The 18,535-nt window shown below is 68.7% G+C and carries 18 protein-coding genes; 11 read left to right on the plus strand and 7 right to left on the minus strand.

Features of this window, described 5'->3' with window-relative positions:
- Positions 1-74 precede the first annotated feature (74 nt).
- The 5 genes from NR810_RS38085 to NR810_RS38105 form a co-directional block, all read right to left on the minus strand.
- The gene (locus NR810_RS38085; protein ID WP_257459793.1) at positions 75-1,124 is read right to left on the minus strand and encodes an oxidoreductase; all 1,050 of its coding nucleotides are present in this window, start codon (positions 1,122-1,124) and stop codon (positions 75-77) included.
- A gap of 224 nt (positions 1,125-1,348) precedes the next feature.
- Positions 1,349-2,482, minus strand: a complete 1,134-nt coding sequence (locus tag NR810_RS38090; protein ID WP_257459796.1) for a murein hydrolase activator EnvC family protein — start codon at positions 2,480-2,482, stop codon at positions 1,349-1,351.
- Positions 2,479-3,381, minus strand: a complete 903-nt coding sequence (locus NR810_RS38095) for a cell division protein FtsX (RefSeq protein WP_257459799.1) — start codon at positions 3,379-3,381, stop codon at positions 2,479-2,481. Before NR810_RS38095 ends, NR810_RS38090 begins: the two co-directional genes overlap by 4 nt.
- The gene (gene ftsE / locus NR810_RS38100) at positions 3,378-4,073 is read right to left on the minus strand and encodes a cell division ATP-binding protein FtsE (RefSeq protein ID WP_204228913.1); all 696 of its coding nucleotides are present in this window, start codon (positions 4,071-4,073) and stop codon (positions 3,378-3,380) included. The genes NR810_RS38095 and ftsE overlap by 4 nt, the downstream gene beginning before the upstream one ends.
- A gap of 63 nt (positions 4,074-4,136) precedes the next feature.
- Positions 4,137-4,700 carry a hypothetical protein gene (locus NR810_RS38105; RefSeq protein WP_257459800.1) on the minus strand — a complete coding sequence of 188 codons (564 nt, stop codon included), beginning with the start codon at positions 4,698-4,700 and terminating at the stop codon, positions 4,137-4,139.
- 214 nt (positions 4,701-4,914) lie between these two features.
- On the opposite strand from NR810_RS38105, the gene carF reads away from it, so the two are divergent.
- The 3 genes from carF (at position 4,915) to NR810_RS38120 (ending at position 8,862) form a co-directional block, all read left to right on the plus strand.
- Positions 4,915-5,766, plus strand: a complete 852-nt coding sequence (gene carF, locus NR810_RS38110; RefSeq protein WP_257459803.1) for a plasmanylethanolamine desaturase — start codon at positions 4,915-4,917, stop codon at positions 5,764-5,766.
- 123 nt (positions 5,767-5,889) lie between these two features.
- Positions 5,890-8,067, plus strand: a complete 2,178-nt coding sequence (locus tag NR810_RS38115) for a sensor histidine kinase (protein ID WP_257459804.1) — start codon at positions 5,890-5,892, stop codon at positions 8,065-8,067.
- A gap of 30 nt (positions 8,068-8,097) precedes the next feature.
- Positions 8,098-8,862, plus strand: a complete 765-nt coding sequence (locus NR810_RS38120; RefSeq protein WP_257459806.1) for a hypothetical protein — start codon at positions 8,098-8,100, stop codon at positions 8,860-8,862.
- A 21-nt stretch (positions 8,863-8,883) separates the two neighbouring features.
- Here the strand turns inward: NR810_RS38120 and murI are convergent, their stop codons facing one another.
- Together murI and NR810_RS38130 are read right to left on the minus strand one after the other, a co-directional pair.
- Positions 8,884-9,702, minus strand: coding sequence for a glutamate racemase (gene murI / locus NR810_RS38125; RefSeq protein WP_257459808.1), 819 nt, complete (start codon positions 9,700-9,702; stop codon positions 8,884-8,886).
- A 110-nt stretch (positions 9,703-9,812) separates the two neighbouring features.
- The gene (locus tag NR810_RS38130) at positions 9,813-10,865 is read right to left on the minus strand and encodes a hypothetical protein (RefSeq protein ID WP_257459810.1); all 1,053 of its coding nucleotides are present in this window, start codon (positions 10,863-10,865) and stop codon (positions 9,813-9,815) included.
- 181 nt (positions 10,866-11,046) lie between these two features.
- Between NR810_RS38130 and NR810_RS38135 the strand changes: the two genes are divergently transcribed.
- From NR810_RS38135 to NR810_RS38170, 8 genes are all read left to right on the plus strand, one after another.
- Complete coding sequence (locus tag NR810_RS38135; RefSeq protein WP_257459933.1) at positions 11,047-11,754, plus strand: MotA/TolQ/ExbB proton channel family protein; 708 nt, start codon at positions 11,047-11,049, stop codon at positions 11,752-11,754.
- A gap of 12 nt (positions 11,755-11,766) precedes the next feature.
- Positions 11,767-12,222, plus strand: a complete 456-nt coding sequence (gene tolR / locus NR810_RS38140) for a protein TolR (protein ID WP_257459812.1) — start codon at positions 11,767-11,769, stop codon at positions 12,220-12,222.
- Between the two features lie 3 nt (positions 12,223-12,225).
- Positions 12,226-13,002 carry an energy transducer TonB gene (locus NR810_RS38145; protein ID WP_257459814.1) on the plus strand — a complete coding sequence of 259 codons (777 nt, stop codon included), beginning with the start codon at positions 12,226-12,228 and terminating at the stop codon, positions 13,000-13,002.
- A 2-nt stretch (positions 13,003-13,004) separates the two neighbouring features.
- The gene (locus tag NR810_RS38150; protein ID WP_257459816.1) at positions 13,005-14,285 is read left to right on the plus strand and encodes a DPP IV N-terminal domain-containing protein; all 1,281 of its coding nucleotides are present in this window, start codon (positions 13,005-13,007) and stop codon (positions 14,283-14,285) included.
- 136 nt (positions 14,286-14,421) lie between these two features.
- Positions 14,422-14,751 carry a hypothetical protein gene (locus NR810_RS38155; protein WP_257459819.1) on the plus strand — a complete coding sequence of 110 codons (330 nt, stop codon included), beginning with the start codon at positions 14,422-14,424 and terminating at the stop codon, positions 14,749-14,751.
- 144 nt (positions 14,752-14,895) lie between these two features.
- Positions 14,896-15,228, plus strand: coding sequence for a hypothetical protein (locus NR810_RS38160; protein WP_257459820.1), 333 nt, complete (start codon positions 14,896-14,898; stop codon positions 15,226-15,228).
- A 70-nt stretch (positions 15,229-15,298) separates the two neighbouring features.
- Positions 15,299-16,483 (plus strand): aminotransferase class V-fold PLP-dependent enzyme, encoded by a 1,185-nt coding sequence (locus tag NR810_RS38165; RefSeq protein ID WP_257459935.1) that lies wholly within the window; start codon positions 15,299-15,301, stop codon positions 16,481-16,483.
- Between the two features lie 220 nt (positions 16,484-16,703).
- Positions 16,704-18,488, plus strand: a complete 1,785-nt coding sequence (locus NR810_RS38170; protein ID WP_257459821.1) for a two-component system sensor histidine kinase NtrB — start codon at positions 16,704-16,706, stop codon at positions 18,486-18,488.
- Positions 18,489-18,535: the final 47 nt, after the last annotated feature.

The raw sequence follows: 18,535 nt of genomic DNA on the forward strand, positions 1-18,535 counted from the left end.
CCAATGCTCGCCCACCCGCCAGGGCGCCGGGTCCAGGACAGGTTCCCTGGCGGATCGTGAACGAAGGGAGCCCCCTACCCCGGCGAGCCCCCGAGCGGGATGCGCCGCCCCTCCGCGTCGCTGCGCAACGCCGCCTCGATGACCCGGATGACCTGGCCGGCGCTCTCCGCCGTGACCGGCACCGGCCCCTCACCGGCGATGGCCCGGGCCAGCTGACGGTAGAAGTGCCCGTAATCGCCCGGGAGGGTGGGCACGGCTCCCCCGCGACCCAGCCGGCCGTACCGCTCCGCCGGCTCCAGGCCCCAGCCGGCGAGGCCCGGCCGCAGCCCCGCCTTGAGCTGCTCCTCCTGCGGGTCGAGCCCGTACTTGCTCCAGGCGTCCGCCTCGCCCTGCAACACGAAGCGTGGCCAGGGATCGTGCACCACCGAGCCCGAGTGCAAGAGGACGCGCAGCTCGCCATAGCGCAGCACCAGGTGGAACCAGTCCGTGGCCCGCGCGCCCGAGCGCTGCCGGCCCAGGTCGGCGCTGATGGACTCGGGCAGACCGAACAGCTGCAGGGTTTGATCGATCAGATGGGCACCCAGGTCCCACAGCGTGCCACCGCCGGGGACGTCGTCCTCCTTCCAGCGCTGCTTCACCTGGGGCCGGAAGCGATCGAAGTGGCTCTCGAAGCTGAACAACCGGCCGAGGCGCCCCTGCTCCAGTAACTGGCGCACGGTCAGGAAGTCGCCATCCCAGCGCCGGTTGTGGAAGACGGTCAGACACAGGCCGCGCTCGCGGGCCAGCGCATCCAGGCGCCAGGCCTCGGCCGAATCCAGTGTGAAGGGCTTCTCCACGACCACGTGCTTGCCCGCCAGGAGTGCCCGCTCCGCCAGCGCCCCGTGCGTGTCGTTGGGCGAGGCGATGATGATCAGCTCCAGCGCCGGGTCCGCCAGCAGCTCGTCCTGGGAGAGCACGCGCACGCCGGGCCAGTCGCGAGTCACGTCCTGGGCTCGGCGGGAGGCGACGGCGGCCAGGGTGAAGGCGGGTTCCGCGGCGAGCAGTGGCGCGTGGAACTGCGCACCGGACAGGCCATAGCCGATCAGCCCCGCCCGGATGGGGGAACGAGTGGAAGTCGCGGTCATGAGCCTCGTTCTACTGGAGTGTTCACGAAATTCGTGGATGGAGTCGTGTTGCGCATGCACCCTCTCCCTCTGGGAGAGGGCGGGGGGTGAGGGTCTTCACTCCTGTATTCCTCGCCCCGGATCATCTCGCGGCATCGAAATACCCTCACCCTAGCCCTCTCCCAGAGGGAGAGGGGACATCCACGGGCTCGCGGACCCTGGCCAGTGACTTCGTGGACCCTCCACTAGCGCGCGGAGGAGAGCCAGGGGGCGGGATCCACTGCCTGTCCGGCCCGGCGGATCTCGAAATAGAGGTAGGCACCCTTGAGCGAGCCCGTATCCCCCACCTCGCCCACTACGTCACCCGAGGCCACCCGGGCGCCCACCTGCGGCACCACCGTGCCCAGGTGCGCCATCAGCGAGTGGTAGCCGCCGCCGTGGTCCAGGATGAGCAGGTTGCCATAGCCGCGCATCCACCCCGCGTAGGCCACGGTGCCCTCGGCCACCGCCTTCACGGGCGTGCCCGAGGCGGCGCGGATGTCCACGCCCTTCTGCACGGTGACGGTGTTGAAGCGCGGGTTCACCACCTTGCCGAAGCCCACCTCGATGGTGCCCGAGGTGGGGAATGGCAGCTTCCCCTTGAGCGCCCCGAAACCGGAGGCGGCCGGCCCCTCGTTCATCTCCTGGATGACCCGGGTCAGGTCCGCGTCCGCCAGCTCCAGCTCGCGCACCATGCGCCGCGCCAGCTCGGCCTCGCCCTTGATGGCGCCCACCACCTCCTCCAGCGCCTCCTGCTGCGCCCTCGCCAGCGTCGCCTGCTCCCGGAGGAAGCCCAGCCGCACGTCCAGCGAGCCCTGCAACCGGCGCAGCTCGGCCGCCGCCTGCCGCCGCAGCCGAGCCACCCGCTGCACCGTGCGCAGCAGCTTCAGGTCCTCCTCCAACGTCGCCCGCAGCGCGCGCGAGCGCCACACCATGGCGGAGAAGTCCTTCGCGCTCAGCAACACCTCCAGCGGCCGGCGCCGCATCAGCCGGTACATCCCCCACAACCGGGGAGAGAGCCGGCGCATCTGCGCGCGCAGCATCTCCTGCGTCACCGCGTCCTCGTGCTCGGCCACGGCCAGCCGCCTGCGGAAGACGGCCACGTCCCGCTCCAGCGTCTTCACCCGCTGTGAGCTGGTGGCCGCCCGCTGCTCCACCATCTCCAACACGTCCAGCGCGGACACCTTGCGGGACTCGATGAGCGCGAGCGCCGCCCGCTGCGTGGCCAGCCTCTCGCGCACCGCTCCCCGCTGGGACTCCTCGTCCGCCGTGGCCGCCTCGTCCTGCGCGAGGGCCGCCGCACCGCACAGCAGCAGCGAGAGGAGGATGAGCCGGCTCATACGCGAAGGAAGCGCCCCACCGCGATGAAGCTTCCACCCAGCCCCAGTCCACAGCCCGCCGCCAGCAGTTGCAGCGCCGTGCGCGGATCCAACAGCGCCACCATGCCGCCGGGCCCCACCAGGAAGGAGAAGAGCGAGGCCAGCCCCGGTCCCACCAGCCGCTCGAAGGTGAGCAGTCCCGCCAGCGCCACCGCGGCCCCGAGCAGCCCCTGCAACAGCCCCTCGATGAGGAAGGGCGCCTTGACGAAGCGATCCGTCGCCCCCACCAGCTTCTGGATTTCGATCTCCCCGCGCCGCGCGTAGATGGCGAGCTGTAGCGTCGCGGACACGATGACCACCGTGGCCAGCAGCACCACCGCGAAGGCCACCCACCCGCCATAGCGCAGGGCCTTCGAGATGGCCGAGAGCCGCTCCACCGCCTCCTCGCCGTAGTCCACGCCGGTGACTCCGGGCAGCGCGCGCAGCTCCTGCGCCAGCGCCTTCAGCGCGCCGGGGGTGCGCCGCTCCTGGGGAACCTCCAGCTCCAGCGAGGGCGGCAGCGGATTCTCCGGCATCTGCGCCAGCGCCTCGCCCAGGTCGCCCAGTTCCCGGCTCAACCGCTCGAGCGCGGCCTGGGGCGGAACCAGCGTGGCCCGGCCTCCGCTGGAGGCCTCCATGCGCTCGCGCAGCACCGTGGCCCCCTCCTCGTCCAGCTCGGGGGACAGGTACACCGTCACCTGCACCTCTCCGCCCAGCGAGCCGATGAGCCCCTCCACCATCCGCCCCAGCGCCTGGGCCAGCCCCGCGGAGAAGAGGGCGATGGCGATGGTGATGACGGCGATGAAGTGGATGAAGGGCGCGTGCCGCAGGCCCGAGGCCGCCGAGCGCCAGAAGTAGGCCGCCTTCGCCAGCGCGCTCATCCCGCCGCCATCCTCCGGGCGGCCTTCACGCCATCCTCGTCCGACACGATGAAGCCCCCTTCCAGCCGCAGCGTGCGCTTCTGGTAGCGGGTGATGAGGCTCGTGTCGTGGGTGGCCACCATCACCGTGGTGCCCCGCACGTTCACGTCCATGAGCAGGTCCATGATCTCCAGCGTGAGCGCCGGGTCCAGGTTGCCGGTGGGCTCGTCGGCCAGGAGGATGGTGGGATCGTTGACGAGCGCCCGGGCGATGACCACGCGCTGCTGCTCACCACCGGAGAGCTTCAGCGGCATCGAGTCCGCCTTGTGCCGCAGGCCCACCAGCTTGAGCATCCGCTCCACGCGCTCGCGCGCCTGGGCCCGGGGCACGCCCAGCACGTCCAGGGCGAAGGCCACGTTGTCGGCCACCGTCCGGTGCGGCAGCAGCTTGAAGTCCTGGAACACCACGCCGATGTTGCGCCGCAGGTAGGGGATGGCCGACTCGCGGATGCGCGCGATGTTGCGCCCGCCCACGAGCACCTGCCCCTTGGTGGCTTTCTCCGCGCAGAAGATGAGCTTCATGAGCGTCGTCTTCCCGGCGCCCGAGGGCCCCGTGAGGAAGACGAACTCGCCCTTCTGCACGTGGAGGTTGATGTCCGAGAGGACCGGCGGGTCCCCGGGATACGCCTTGTAGACGTGGAACATCTGGATCATCGGCGGGGCGATCATGTCCCCCGGACTCACGGAGGGCAAACGCACGGCCACCGAAGTCCGGGACTACTGGTTGTTGTCCTCGCCCGCCAGGTAGCTGAGGATGACCTCGTCCAGGCTCTTCTCGGAGATGAGATCCTCTCCGAAGAGCGTCTCCACGCCCACCTCGTTGATCTTCGGCGCGACCTTCAAGGCGCGCGCGGCGGCGATCTCCGGGGGGACGTAGGCGGCGGGAGGCACGGCGGGAGCGGCGGGCTTGCTGACCGGCGGAACCTGGCCCGGCTGCAGCCGGGTGGCGGCGGCGTCCTCGGCCGAGCCGAGCTGGCCCGGCTGGTAGTGGCGAACCCCCGTCGTGTCGAAGCCGTCGTACACGCCGTTGATGAGGTTGCGCAGCATCTCCTTGTGCTGCTCCTCCATCAACTCGCGCACGACCTCGGCGAGGTTCTCCGCATTGAGGATGTCGGCGTACGACGTCTTCTTCGACGCGAGGATGTTACCGCCCACGAACAGATGGGTGATGATGTGGGGGTTGTTGACGCCCGAGTCCTCGGTCTGGACGTGGTAGACCTTCCCCTTGTACTTGATGTTGTGGTTGAAGCCTGTGACGGCTTTTTCGAAGGTTTTCGCCATGCCCGAGTGGGCGGAACCGTACCAGCGGGGGATGGGCGAGACAAGGAACGCGTCAGCCGGACGTGACTGAATGCCTGCTGGCCTCCCAGCTGGAAGGCCGGACACCTGCACAGTCCACCAGACGACTTCGTCGAAAATCCCACTGCGGGTACACTGCGCGCGCCACCGGGGGGAAGGCAGCCGCCGGAGCCAACAACCGCGACGGGAAACGACGATGAAGAACGAGCTCAAGAACCAGCTGCGCCAGCAGGACGCCACGGCGTTGGCCCAGGGCTATTCGCCCGCCATCCGCGCCATGGAGATCGCCAGCATCGTCACCTTCGTGGGCCTGGAGTCGGCCCTCGTCTGGCGGCTGTGGGGCGGCGCCCACACGGGTCCCTGGCTGGTGCTCAGCGCCCTGCTGCTGGGCTACCTGGCGGCCGACTTCGTCTCCGGCATCGTCCATTGGATGGGCGACACCTGGGGCTCCACGGAGATGCCCGTGCTGGGCAAGGCCTTCATCCGGCCCTTCCGTGAGCACCACGTGGACGAGAAGGCCATCACCCGCCACGACTTCGTGGAGACCAACGGGAACAACTGCCTGGTCTCCATCCCCGTGGCCATCCTCGCGGTGGTCCTCCCCCACTCCAATGCGGGCTGGGTGTTCGTCTCCACCTTCCTCGGGGCGATGATCTTCTGGGTGATGGCGACCAACCAGTTCCACAAGTGGTCGCACATGGACGAGCCGCCCGCGTTCATCGGCTTCCTGCAGCGCGTGCACCTCATCCTGCCGCCGGCCCACCATCAGGTCCACCACACGGCGCCCTACAACAAGTACTACTGCATCACCGTGGGCTGGATGAACAAGCCGCTGGCGATGATCGGCTTCTTCCCCACCATGGAGCGCCTCATCACGTGGGCCACCGGAGCCATCCCCCGCAAGGATGACATCGGCACGGAGGCCGCCCTGGAGCTCTTCGAGGCCACCGCCGCCGCCGAGCCCCCCGTCGTCCAGGCCGCCAAGGAGCTGCTCGAGGCCACCACGGCCGAGGAGCCCAAGCCGGTGTCTCCCGCGCGGCCGTCCTGACGCACCGCGTTTCCGGGGGGCCGGCCTGTCGAGCCCTCCACTACTCCGGGTTGCCCCGAGGAATTCCCGGAACGGGTTCCGTGTCGAGAGCGTCACCGCCGACCTCCCGGCCGGCACGCAGACATGCCTGAATCCCCCAGCTCTCGAGCCCCCCTGGCCCGTTCGACGCTCATCCACATGGGCGTGCGCATCGCGGTCATCATCGCGCTGACGACCTTCTTCAGCTACCTGCACATGTTCCACACACTGCGCACCGAGGCCCTCGGGCAGCTGGAGCGGCATGTCGCGGAGCGCGGCCAGCGCGAGCAGGCCATCTTCGTCCTGGCGGAGGACAATCACGTCGTCTTCAAGAACACCCTGGAGCGGAGGTTCCAGGAGCTCACGCCGGAGGAGGTGAGCTCGCGCTTCGAGCGGCTCTTCGTCCAGCTGCCCGATGGCTCGCTCCGCACCCGCGCCGAGGGCTTCGACAGCGCGACGATGACGGCCGTCTTCATCCCCCGGGGCGTGAACATGGATCCGGACATGCGCCGGCTGATCCTCGCCTCGTACGACGTGGTTTCCTGGTTCGGGCCCGCCTTCGGGACCCGCTTCACGAATACCTACGTCACACTGCCCGAGGGGCCACTCATCCTCTATTGGCCGAAGGGCTCCTCCTGGTGCCATGAAGCCCCGCCGGACTTCCAGATCACCGAATTCGGCCACTTCCCCATCAGCCTCCCCCAGAACAACCCGAAGAGGGTGACGAGCTGGTCCGGCGTCTACGAGGATCCGCTCAGCCACAAGCCGATGACCTCGATCTCCACGCCGCTGGACAAGGGGGGGCGCCACGTCGCGACCCTCAGCCACGACGTGCTCCTCGAGGAGTTGATGGCCCGCACCATCAACGACCACCTGCCCGGCGCGTACAACGTCATCTTCCGCCATGATGGAGAGCCCATCGCCGCCGGACAGACGCCCCTGCAACAGCCCGGCTCGTCCGAGGAGCGGGCCCACCTGCGGGACATCATCGAGCGGGTGAGGAACCGCCCCCCCGGCGAGACCGTGCTGGAGCTCCCGCGGCATGACGAGTACCTCGCCACGGCCCAGCTCGAGGGTCCCGGATGGAACTTCGTCACCGTACTGCCCGAGAGCGTGGTGACCCGGCCCGCCCTCCAGGCCGCCCGCACCGTCCTGCTCCTCGGCGTGCTCTCGCTCATCCTCGAGCTGGTCATCCTGTACTGGGTGCTCCAGCGGCAGGTCGCCCGTCCGCTGCTCACCTTCACCCAGGCGACCGACCGGGTGGCCTCCGGTGAGTTCCACGTCGAGCTGGACACCTCGCGTGGCGACGAGCTGGGACAGCTGGCCCGCTCCTTCCGGCTCATGGCCGACCAGGTGCAACGGCGCGAGGCGGAGCTGCGTCAGGCCAACGAGGGACTCGAGCAGCGCGTCGAGGAGCGCACCCGCGAGCTCAAGGACGTCCACATGCAGTTGGTGCAGACGGCCCGCCGCGCCGGCATGGCGGAGATCGCCACCAACGTGCTGCACAACGTGGGCAACGTGCTCAACAGCGTCTACACCTCCGCCCAGCTCGCCAAGGAGCGCATGGTGGGCATGCGCCTGGAGCACGTGGGCCGTGTCGCCCACATGCTCCAGGAGCGCCAGTCCGACGTCGGAACCTTCCTCACCCAGGACGAGCGCGGGCGCAACGTGATTCCCTTCCTGGGCAAGCTGGGACAGAACCTGCTCGATGAGCGCGAGGAGCTCGTCGAGCTGCTCGACGACGTGGGGCGCTACACCGAGCACGTCGGCGACATCGTCAAGGTGCAGCAGAACTACGCGCGCACGCCCCGGCTGCACGAGCCCGTCCAGCTGACGGAGCTGGTGGAGGACGCGCTGCGCATCAACGCGGCCGGACTCACCCGTCACCAGGTGAAGGTGGCGCGCAACCTGGAGGCCCTGCCTCCGGTGCTCACCGACAAGCACAAGACGCTGATGATCCTGGTCAACCTGGTGAGCAACGCCAAGTACGCCATGGATGGAGTTCCCCCCGCCGAGCGGCTCCTGTCCGTGAAGATGGAGCGCGCCGGCACCGACCGCGTCCGCATCGAGGTCCACGACAACGGCATGGGCATCGCGCCGGAGATGCTCACCCGCATCTTCCAGTACGGCTTCACCACCCGGGATGAGGGGCATGGCTTCGGTCTGCACTCCAGCGCCCTGGCGGCGCAGGAGCTGGGGGGCTCGCTGACCGTCCACAGCAAAGGACCCGGGCACGGAGCCACCTTCACGTTGGACCTCCCCTATGTGGAGTCGAACGGGTAGCGTGCCGGTCCCACCGCCCGGTCCGCGCCCATGCTCCACCACCTGCTGCGTCTCTCCAGACACACCCCCGCGGTCCAGATGGAGACCGTGCGGCGGGAGGCGCTCTCGGATGGGCTCACCCGGGAGCTGCACGCGGTCGCCAACGTCTTGATGGCCGAGGACCTGGAGCACTTCCGCGTGCACGCCCAGGCCAATGATCTCGTCCACGTCTTCCGCCGCGCGGATACGGGGAAGATCATCGGCTTCCAGTTCTGGCGGACGGCGCCCATCGCGCTGCCCGGGGGCCGCGTCATCCTCGGAGGCAAGCTGCGAATCCTGCCCGAGTTCCGCAATCGCGGCCTGCACCTGCTCTCCGGCCTGACGTTCTACCTGCAGGACAAGCTGCGGCATCCACGGAGCCGGCACTACCGCCTGTCCATCGCCAGCCTGTTCGGCTTCGTGTCCATCACCGAGGCCCTGGCCCGGTACCACCTCTTCGAGCCCCAAGCGCGGACCGGTGAGACGCGCGCCCTCCGGGAGGTCTTCCTCTCCCTGGCCGAGGAGAGCCACTTCCGTGTCGACGAGGAACGCGGGCTCTTCTTCGTGGACATCTTCATGACGCCCGAGACGCTGGGCCGCTACCCGGCGGACTACTTCGAGAGACCCGCGGCCAGGGCCTATGCCGCCGTCAATCCGGAGTTCCGGACCAACGGAAGCTACGTCGGCTTCTGGTTCCGGTTCACTCCCGACAACCTGGCGTCGCTGACACGCGCCACCCTGCGCAAGCTGCTGCGGAGCGGGTCCCCGGCGAAATGAAGCCAGGGCCCCAGGGCCGACTCAGAAGGACAGGTCCACCTGCTCCGCGGAGTGGATGGGACGCCCCAGGAAGCGCGCCCCCACCTCCACGAAGCGCTCCGGCACGTCCGTGACGAAGTAATGGTGCGTAGGCGGATCGCCCGCCGCCGCCAGCAGCCCCTGCTCCGTGAGCAGCTCCGTCACCACCTCGGCGGTGGCCTCGGCCGAGTCCACCAGGGACACCTGTGGCCCCACGGCCGCGGCGATGACGTCCCTGAGCAGCGGGTAGTGGGTGCAGCCCAACACCAGGGTGTCCACACCGCTCCGGGCGAAGTCCGCCAGGTACTCGCGCGCCACCAGTTGGGGCACGTCTCCCGCCAGCCAGCCCTCCTCCGCCAGCGGCACGAAGAGCGGGCACGCCCTCGCCTTCACCCGCACCCCTTCTGGCCCCGCCGCCGCCTCCAGCTCGCGCTGGTAGGCCCCGGAGCGGATGGTGCCCGGCGTCCCGATGACGCCCACCCCGCCCCCACGCGTCCGCCGCAGTGCGGCCCTCGCGCCCGGAGCAATCACCCCCACCACCGGTACCGGCAGCGCCGCCGACAGCGCCGGCAGCGCCACCGCCGAGGCCGTGTTGCACGCCACCACCAACAGCTTGATGCCGCGCTCCAGCAGGAACTCCGCGTTCTTCAAGGAGTAGCGCGTCACCACCTCGCCGGACTTCGTGCCGTAGGGCACCCGCGCGGTGTCGCCCAGGTACAGTGTGCTCTCGTGTGGGAGGTGGGACATCAGCGACTTGAGGACGGTGAGCCCTCCGACGCCTGAATCGAAAACCCCGATGGGACCGTGGCTGTTCTGCCGCATACCCGGCCTCCCTATCACGATTGATGCCAACGCCAGGCGCCCGCTCGAAAAGCAAGGAGGGCCGAGGCGGATGCCCCGGCCCTCCGGAAGGCAGTCGAGCTGCCCGCTGCTCAGTACCGGCGCGGCAGGAAGAGGGTGTAGGCCTCTCCCTCCGTCTCCTGCTCGAAGGCCGTCACCGTCCGCGTGGGCGGGCTGGTGTACCGGTTGGTGTAGACGATGCCTCCAGGACCCGTGCCATCCATGAAGATCGTGTAATTCCCGGGCCGCAGGAAGTGGTAGATGATGGGGGCTCCGTTGCACGGGTGCACGTCACCGACATCGCCGTAGACGTACTGCTGCCGCGTCTCGTCATAGAGGTGGATCGTCACCTGCGTGACGCCCGACTGGGCGCAGGTCTTGGAGACGGAGCCGTCGATGAGCTCCCACCGCAGCGACAGACCACCCACCGCCCAGAGGCCGTACGAGACCGAGATGGGGCTACCGGCCTGCGTGGTCAGCGTGCCCGTGCGATGGTAGAAAGGCTCCTCGCCCGCGTTGGTGACACGCACGCCGACGAACTCGATGGTGTGCAGGCCGGGCGCCAGGAAGGGCGACTGGACCTGTGCGCCGCCCATGCCTTCCGCGCACGAGAAGCGCTCCCACGGGCCATTGTCGATGCGCGCATCCACGTGCGTCACACCGGCCTGGTAGCAGGTGGGGTTCTGGCTGGAGATGTTGCCCTCGAAGGACCAGGAGATGTACGCGAAGGAGCCAGGGCTGCCATTCGGGGTGAGGTTGGTGTTGATCCGTACGTCCCCGTTCACCGTGAAGGAGCCATTGGACTGGTAGAGGACCTGGTCGGTGTAGCTGAGGGCCTCGATCCTGTAGCTGTAGTTGCCGGGCACGAAGTCGTGCAGGACGATGCCGTCCACGCCCGCGGTGTTGCACGCGTAGATGCCCCCGTTGATGAGCGTCTCGCCGGGGATGGAGATGCGGACCTTCTTGACGTCCGGCGTGTCCGCGCACCGGCCCGCGCCCGCGCTGGCGAAGGTCCACAGGAAGGTGACGTCACCCGGATGGCCCTGGGGGACGTTGCAGCAGTCGTCATCGTCGTGGTCGACGAAGACGCAGCCCGTACCGGCGACGGTGAGACAGAGGAATGCCGCGAGGAGTCTGGCGTTCATGGGGTGCCCTCGAAAGGGTGGGTTCGGGGTAGGGGGGACAGGCATGCGGCCCGTCACACAGACCCTCGGACGCCGCCTCTCGGGAATTATTCAATCCTCTGCGTCAGCAGCCAGACAACCCCCCTCCCCTCCGGGTTTGTTTGACCACCCCCAACCCAGGTGTTACGGCCAGACCCCCATGTTGATGCCCCGTTTCCCCCTGGCGCTCGGCGCCATGAACTACCTGCAGATCCTCCGTGACGCCTCCCTCCTGGAGCTGGGCGTGCTGGGCCTGCTGATGGTCGTCTCGGTGGCGTCCTGGGCGCTCATCGCACTCAAGCACACCCAGTTGTCGCGCGCCCGGACCCAGTCCCTGGCCTTCCTGGATACCTTCTGGAAGTCCTCCCGCCTGGAGGCCATCTACCAGGACGCCCAGAAGCTCGATGGCTCGCCCCTGTCCAAGGTGTTCTGCGCCGGTTACGAGGAGCTGAGCAAGCTGGCCCAGGCCAAGGAAGGGGCCGAGGGAGCGATGGCCGAGCGGCTCGGCGGTATCGAGAACGTGGAGCGGGCGCTCAACCGGGCGTCCACCACCCAGCTCACGGACCTGGAGTCCCGGGTGTCGTTCCTGGGCACGGTGGGCGCGGCGTCCCCGTTCGTGGGCCTGTTCGGCACGGTCATCGGCATCCTGAACGCCTTCAACTCCATTGCCGAGCAGGGCAACGCCACGCTGGCCACGGTGGCGGCGCCGGTGGGCAACGCGCTCTTCGCCACGGCGGCCGGCCTGTTCGCGGCCATTCCCGCGGTGGTCGCCTACAACTCGTTCATCAGCCGCATCAAGGTGTTCGACACGGAGATGGCCAACTTCTCCGCGGACTTCCTCAACATCATCAAGCGGCACTTCTTCCGCTAGGAGACGCACGCCATGGGCATGGGCTCCAATCGCGGGGGTGGCCGCGTCACCATGAGCGAGATCAACGTCACGCCCATGGTGGACGTGATGCTGGTGCTGCTCATCATCTTCATGGTGACGGCGCCCCTCATCCAGCAGGGCGTCAAGGTGAACCTGCCGGAGGCGAAGGCCGCCCCGGTGGAGGCCGCCGAGAAGAAGCTGGTGCTGTCCATCGACGCCCAGCGGCGCATCTACATCGGCGAGGCCGAGGTACCGGTGGACGAGCTGGAGAAGAAGCTGGCCAGCAACGCCAAGGCGCAGGCGGACAAGGAGCTGTACCTGCACGCGGACCGGGACGTGCCCTACGGCGTGGTGGTGGACGTCATGGCCGCCGCGCAGCGCGCCGGCATCACCAACGTGGGGATGATCACGGACCCCGGGGCCGGGGGACGAACGTCCAACAAGGGCAAGAAGGAGGCACGGCGCTAGCCCATGCACCCGGCCAATCAGTACAGCCTGCTCGTCCCGAGGCGCTCGCGCCTGGGACGTTTCATCGTCGTGTCGCTCGTGGCCCATGCGGTGGTGCTGCTCGCCATGGGGCTGTACGCCACCTTCTTCTCGGGCCCCCGGGTGCAGCTGGACCAGAAGCCCATCCGCGCCACGCTGGTGCGCCTGGGCAAGCCGCGTGACGAGAAGTTGCTGCCTCGCAAGGAGCAGCCGCGTCCGCCCCCACCCAAGAAGGTGGAGTCCCCCGCCGCGCCCACACCCGCCGCGCCCGAGCCGGCCAAGGTGGCAGTGCCCGTGCCCGGGATGAAGCCGGAGCCCGCCCCCAAGCCCGCGCCCCAGAAGGGGGAGACCCAGGGCGAGGACCGGCGCAACCGGCTCTTCGGCGCCTTCGACAAGCTCGCAAAGCCCTCGAAGCAGGAGGAGGATCCGGAGGGTGCCGAGGACGGCGATCCGAACGGCGACTCCGCCACCGCCGAGGGCGAGCGCTACTTCGGCCTGCTGACGTCTCAGGTGACCCGCAACTACAACGTTGCGGACACCATCCCCGAGGACGAGCGCATGCGCCTCAGGGCCCTGGTCTTCATGCGCCTGAGCCGCACCGGCGAGGTCATCGAGGCCCGGCTGACCAAGACCAGCGGCAACACCCTCTTCGACTCGGCCGTGGTGGCCGCGGTGAAGAAGGCCTCTCCCTTCTCCCCTCCTCCCGACCATCTGCGGGACTCGCTGCAGAAGAACGGCATCAACCTGGAGTTCAGCCCGTGAACGTGAAAGCCCTTCTCCTCTCGCTCGTCCTCCTGCCGCTGGCGGCGCTCGCCCAGGCGCCCGTCATCCAGATCTCCGGCGCCAACTTCCGGCCGCTGCCCCTGGCCGTCACCCCGCCACTGGTGCAGGGCGAAACGGGCAAAGAGCCCGCCCAGGACGTGGACGAGGCGCTCATGTACGACCTGCGCGCCTCCGGCCTCTTCCAGGTGCTGGACCGGGCCAGCTTCCTGGCGGACCCGAAGGAAGGCATGGTGGCGGGCAGCATCAACTTCTCGCGCTGGGCGGACGTGGGCGCCGAGTCGCTGGTGAAGTACTCGCTGGCCCGGGACGGCGGCGAGCTGAAGGCCGAGGCGCGCGTGTTCAGCGTGGGCAGCGGCCGCGAGGAGTTCAAGACGGCCCAGAGCGCGCCCGCCGCGCAGCCGAGCCTGCTGGCCCACAAGGTCGCGGACGCCATCTACCGCCACTACACCCGCGAGCCGAGCCCGTTCCTCTCGCGCATCACCTACGTGCGCAAGAGTGGCGCCAACCGGGACGTGTGGGTGGCGGACTGGGACGGGCGCAACGCGAAGCAGGTGACGCGCGGTGGCATCAACGTGCTGCCGACGCTCGGGCCGGACGGGTCGGTGGGCTACACCTCGTACCAGCAGGGCAAGCCGGACCTGTACATCCAGAAGCCGGACGGCGACACGGTGCGCATCAAGACGTCCGAGGGGCAGATGGCCACGGGCATCGCCTTCTCGCCGGACGGCAAGCGCATCGCGTACGCGCTGGCCGATGGGGAGAGCGCGCAGATCTGGGTGGCGGAGGCGGATGGGGACAACGCGAAGCAGCTCACCGACACGCGCTTCGGCATCAACACCAGCCCCGCGTGGTCACCGGACGGCAAGCGGCTGGCGTTCGTGTCCAACCGGGGCGGCTCGCCGCAGGTGTACGTGATGAACGCGGACGGCTCGGCGGTGCGCCGGCTCACCTTCCAGGGCAACTACAACCAGACGCCGGACTGGTCGCCCCGGGGAGATCTGATCACCTTCACGGCACGCGACGAGCGCAACGCCTTCGATCTCTTCACGGTCAACGTGGAGAACGGGAAGATCACCCGCCTCACGCAGGATCAGGCGAACAACGAGGAGCCGAGTTTCTCGCCCAATGGGAGGCTGATCCTGTTCACCTCCACGCGCAACGGAGGGTCGAAGCTCTTCGTCATGACGGCGGACGGAAACAACCAGGTGGCGCTGCCAGCGCAGGACAAGTCCGCGATCACCACGCCCGACTGGGGCCGCTGAGACCAAAATCCCTCCCTCTCCCTCTGGGAGAGGGTTGGGGTGAGGGTATTCGGAACCAAAGCTGGCTCCAGCCGTTTACCCTGAACTAACGTCACGCATGCTGTGCCCCCTTTCACCAGTCAGCGAAGGAGTCGGCATGAAGATGACGTCGAAGCTCGTGGTCTCCTGCGTGTCCGCCATGGCATTCGTTGCCGCGTGGCTCCCGGTCGCCGCGTCCGCGGCGGACGGTGAGCGAAACGCCACCCAGACCAACGTCTGCAGCGCCGCCAGTGTCGAGGAGGGCACCCGGACCGAAGCGAGGGAGGCCCATGTGGAGCAGGAAAGCGGAATCGGCCCGACGTCTGGCTTCTGCACCCTGGACTGTTCGCAGTGTTCGACAAGCAAGGACTGCTGGAGCCGCGGAGCCGGGAGTTGCGCCAGCATTCCGGCCTGCGTCCAGTCCGAGCCACTGGCCACCCTGAACTAGCGAGGACGCGGAAGTACCCCCCCCTCTCCCTCCGGGAGAGGGCTGGGGTGAGGGTATTCGGAAACCGTGCTGGCTCCGGCCGTTTGCCCTGCACTAACGTCACGCATGCTGTGCCCCCCTTTCACCAGTAGCGAAGGAGTCGGCATGAAGATGACGTCGAAGCTCGTGGTCTCCTGCGTGTCCGCCATGGCATTCGTTGCCGCGTGGCTCCCGGCCGCCGCATCCGCGGCGGACGATGAGCGCAATGCCTCTTCGGCCAATGTCTGCAGCGTCGCCAGTGTCGAGGAAGGAGAAGCGCAGGATTCCCATGCCGAGCAGTCGGAGAGCCAGAGCACCGGAAGCAGCCTGGCGGGAGGCTACTGCTACCTGGACTGCTCGCGTTGCGATACGAACCAGGACTGCTGGAGCCGCGGAGCCGGGAGTTGCACCAGCATCAAGCTCTGCGTCCAGTCCGAGCCGCTAGCCACCATGAAGTAGAGAAGCACCGGGTGCGCCCTCCCTCTCCCCCTGGGAGAGGGCCGGGGTGAGGGTCTACATTTCGCCCACCATGGACGCGCCCCTCTTCCGCACCCAGTGGTCGCTCGACCCCGAGGTGACCTTCCTCAACCACGGCTCCTTTGGCGCCTGCCCCACGGCGGTGCTGGAGGAGCAGTCCCGGCTGCGAGCCCGCATGGAGGCCGAGCCGGTGCGCTTCCTCCACCGGGAGCTCGAGGCCCTGTCGGACGCGGCCCGAGGGGCGCTCGGGACCTTCCTGGACGCGGACCCGGACGACCTGGCCTTCGTCAACAACGCCACCACGGGCGTCAACACCGTGCTGAAGTCGCTGCGCTTCGACCCTGGCGACGAGCTGCTCACCACGGACCACGAGTACAACGCCTCCAGGAACGCGCTCGACTTCGTGGCCAGCCGCTGGGGCGTGAAGGTGGTGGTGGCGAAGCTGCCCTGGCCCGTGACCTCGGCCCAGGCGGTGGTGGACACGGTGCTCGCCCACGTCACCGGGCGCACCCGGCTGCTGCTCATCGACCACATCACCAGCCAGACGGCACTGGTGCTCCCGGTGGCGGACCTCATCCGCGCGCTGCGCGAGCGAGGCGTGGAGACGCTCGTGGACGGAGCCCACGGGCCCGGGCAGGTGCCCCTCTCCCTGCGCCAGCTGGGCGCCGCGTACTACACGGGCAACTGCCACAAGTGGATGTGCGCGCCCAAGGGGGCGGCCTTCCTCTACGTGCGGAGAGATCTCCAGCCGGGCATCCGCCCCGTCGTCATCAGTCACGGGTACAACTCGCGGCGCGAGGACCGCTCACGGTTCCGCCTCGACTTCGACTGGCTCGGCACGGACGATCCCACCCCGTACCTCTGCGTGCCCAAGGCGCTGGAGGTGATGGGCGGGATGCTGCCCGGCGGCTGGCCCGAGGTGATGGCCTCCAACCGGGCCAAGGCGCTGGAGGCACGCGCCATCCTGTGCCAGCGGCTCGGGGTGGCCCCCCACTGCACCGAGGACATAGTGGGCGCCATGGCCACCGTGGGCCTGCCCGACGGCTTCCCGGCAGTGCCCTCGGCGCTCGGGTTGGACCCACTCCAGGACCGGCTCCTCTTCGAGTACGGCATCGAGGTGCCCATCACTCCCTGGCCCCGGCCACCCCACCGGCATGTGCGCGTGTCCGCCCAGCTCTACAACTCGCGGGCGGAGTACCAGCGGCTGGCCGACGCCCTGGAGGCGCTGCTGCGCTGACCGGCAACTGCTTCGGGCCGCACATCAGCGCCCCGGGTGCCATGGAACTCAAGGGCCGCAGGGGGATAAGGTTGTCACTCCAAGGATCCCCCGGCGGGCGCATTCACCCCACATGGCGAGAGAATCCATAAAGCGTGAGGGGCCACGCCGAGGGCTGTCCTCGTGGCTGGCGGCACGGCTGGACTCGCTCCTCTCGGAGGAACTGCAGGCGTCTCCCCCGGTGCATGCCCGTTCCCGGGTGATGACGGCGGCGACCTGCATCCTGACCCTGTTGACCCTGCTGTTCCTGCTGGTGACTCCCCACTCGGCGGCCAGCATCTCCATCGGTTCGGTGATGGTGCTGTTCTATCTGGGAACCCTGGTGGTGATACGCAGGGCCACCTCTCTGTCGCCCCCCGCGACGCTCCTGTGCCTGGGCATGTCGGCGGCGTTCATCGCCGGCGCCTTCAGCCTCGGCGGCGCGACCTACGCCAGCACGCACGCCGTGCACATGATGCTGGCCGCGCTCTCGGTGTACCTGCTCGGGCCTCGCCGAGGGCTGTTCATCACGCTCCTCCTCATCCTGGGAGTGGGGCTCCTCCGTCCGCTCCACCATGTGGAAGTCAGCCTCGGGGGTAGCTCGCCACCGGACCCGTTCTACTGGCCGATGCACATCCTCGCCTCCTTCTGCCTGCTGGGTGGCTGGGCGCTGAGCTCGCTCAACGGCACCGAGAGGGACGAGGCCCAGGCGAAGCTCGAGCGCACGATCGATGAGCTGCGCGACAGTGAAGGCAAGCTGTCCAGCGTCTTCGAGAGCACCGACGACATGATGTCCTCGATCGATCTGCAGGGGCGGCTGCTCACCGCCAACCCGGCCTTGAGGGAGATGTACCGCAAGCGCTACGGCCGGGATCTCGTCCTGGGGCAGCCCCTCGCCGTCCCCATGTCGCCGGAGAACGTCCAGTTCTGGGAGCAGCGCATCGCCCAGGCCTTTTCCGGTCAGCACATGAGGTTCGAAGAGACATACAGAGCGGGCCCCGAGCATTACGTGATGGACATCCGCCTCAGCCCCATCCGCGGCGCGGGCGGCCGGATCACCGGCGTGACGATCGTCTCCCGCGACATCACCGCCCGGAAGGAGGCCGAGTCGCGCATGGGCGAGATGCACCGCACCCTGATGGACGTCTCCCGCCAGGCGGGCATGGCGGAGCTCGCCACCGGGGTGCTCCACAATGTGGGCAACACCCTCAACAGCGTCAACGTCTCCACCGGAGTGCTGGCGGACCAGTTGCGCAAGTCGCATGTCGCCGGCCTGGCCAAGGCCACCAGCCTGATGCGCGAGCACGCCACGGAGCTGGGCACCTTCCTCACCACCGACCCCCAGGGACAGAAGCTGCCCGCCTACCTCTTCGCCCTGTCCCAGCAGTTGCAGGAAGAGCGCGACGCGATGAGCCAGGAGGTGCGCTCCTTGAGCCAGAGCATCGAGCACATCAAGTCCATCATCGGCATGCAGCAGAAGAACGCGCGCGTCGCCGGGAGCCAGGAGCAGCTCTCCATTCCCCAGCTCATCGACGAGGCGCTGCGCCTGCACGCCATCTCCTTCGAGCGACTGGGCATCGCCATCGAGCGCGACTACGCCCAGGTCGCCCCCATCCTCGTCGACCGGCACAAGCTCCTGCAGATCCTCGTCAACCTGCTGAGCAACGCCCGGCAAGCGCTGCTCGACAGCGGGCAGCGGGACAAGCGGCTCACCATCCGCGTCCAGCCCTCGCCCGAGGGCAGGAACCTGCTCATCCAGGTGGCGGACAACGGCCAGGGCATCGCTCCGGAGCACCTCCCGCGCATGTTCACCCTGGGCTTCACCACCAAGAAGACCGGCCACGGCTTCGGGCTGCACATCAGTGCCCTGACCGCCACGGAGATGAAGGGCCGGCTCACCTGCACCAGCCCAGGCCCGGGCCAGGGGGCCACGTTCACCCTGGAGTTGCCGGTGGAGGGGGCGGAGACAGGGTCCACGGGGGGATGACACCGGTCCGTGACCCGCACCCGGAGTCCCAGCGGCTGGCGGAGGCT

This window comes from Archangium lipolyticum (assembly GCF_024623785.1).
Lineage (GTDB): Bacteria > Myxococcota > Myxococcia > Myxococcales > Myxococcaceae > Archangium > Archangium lipolyticum.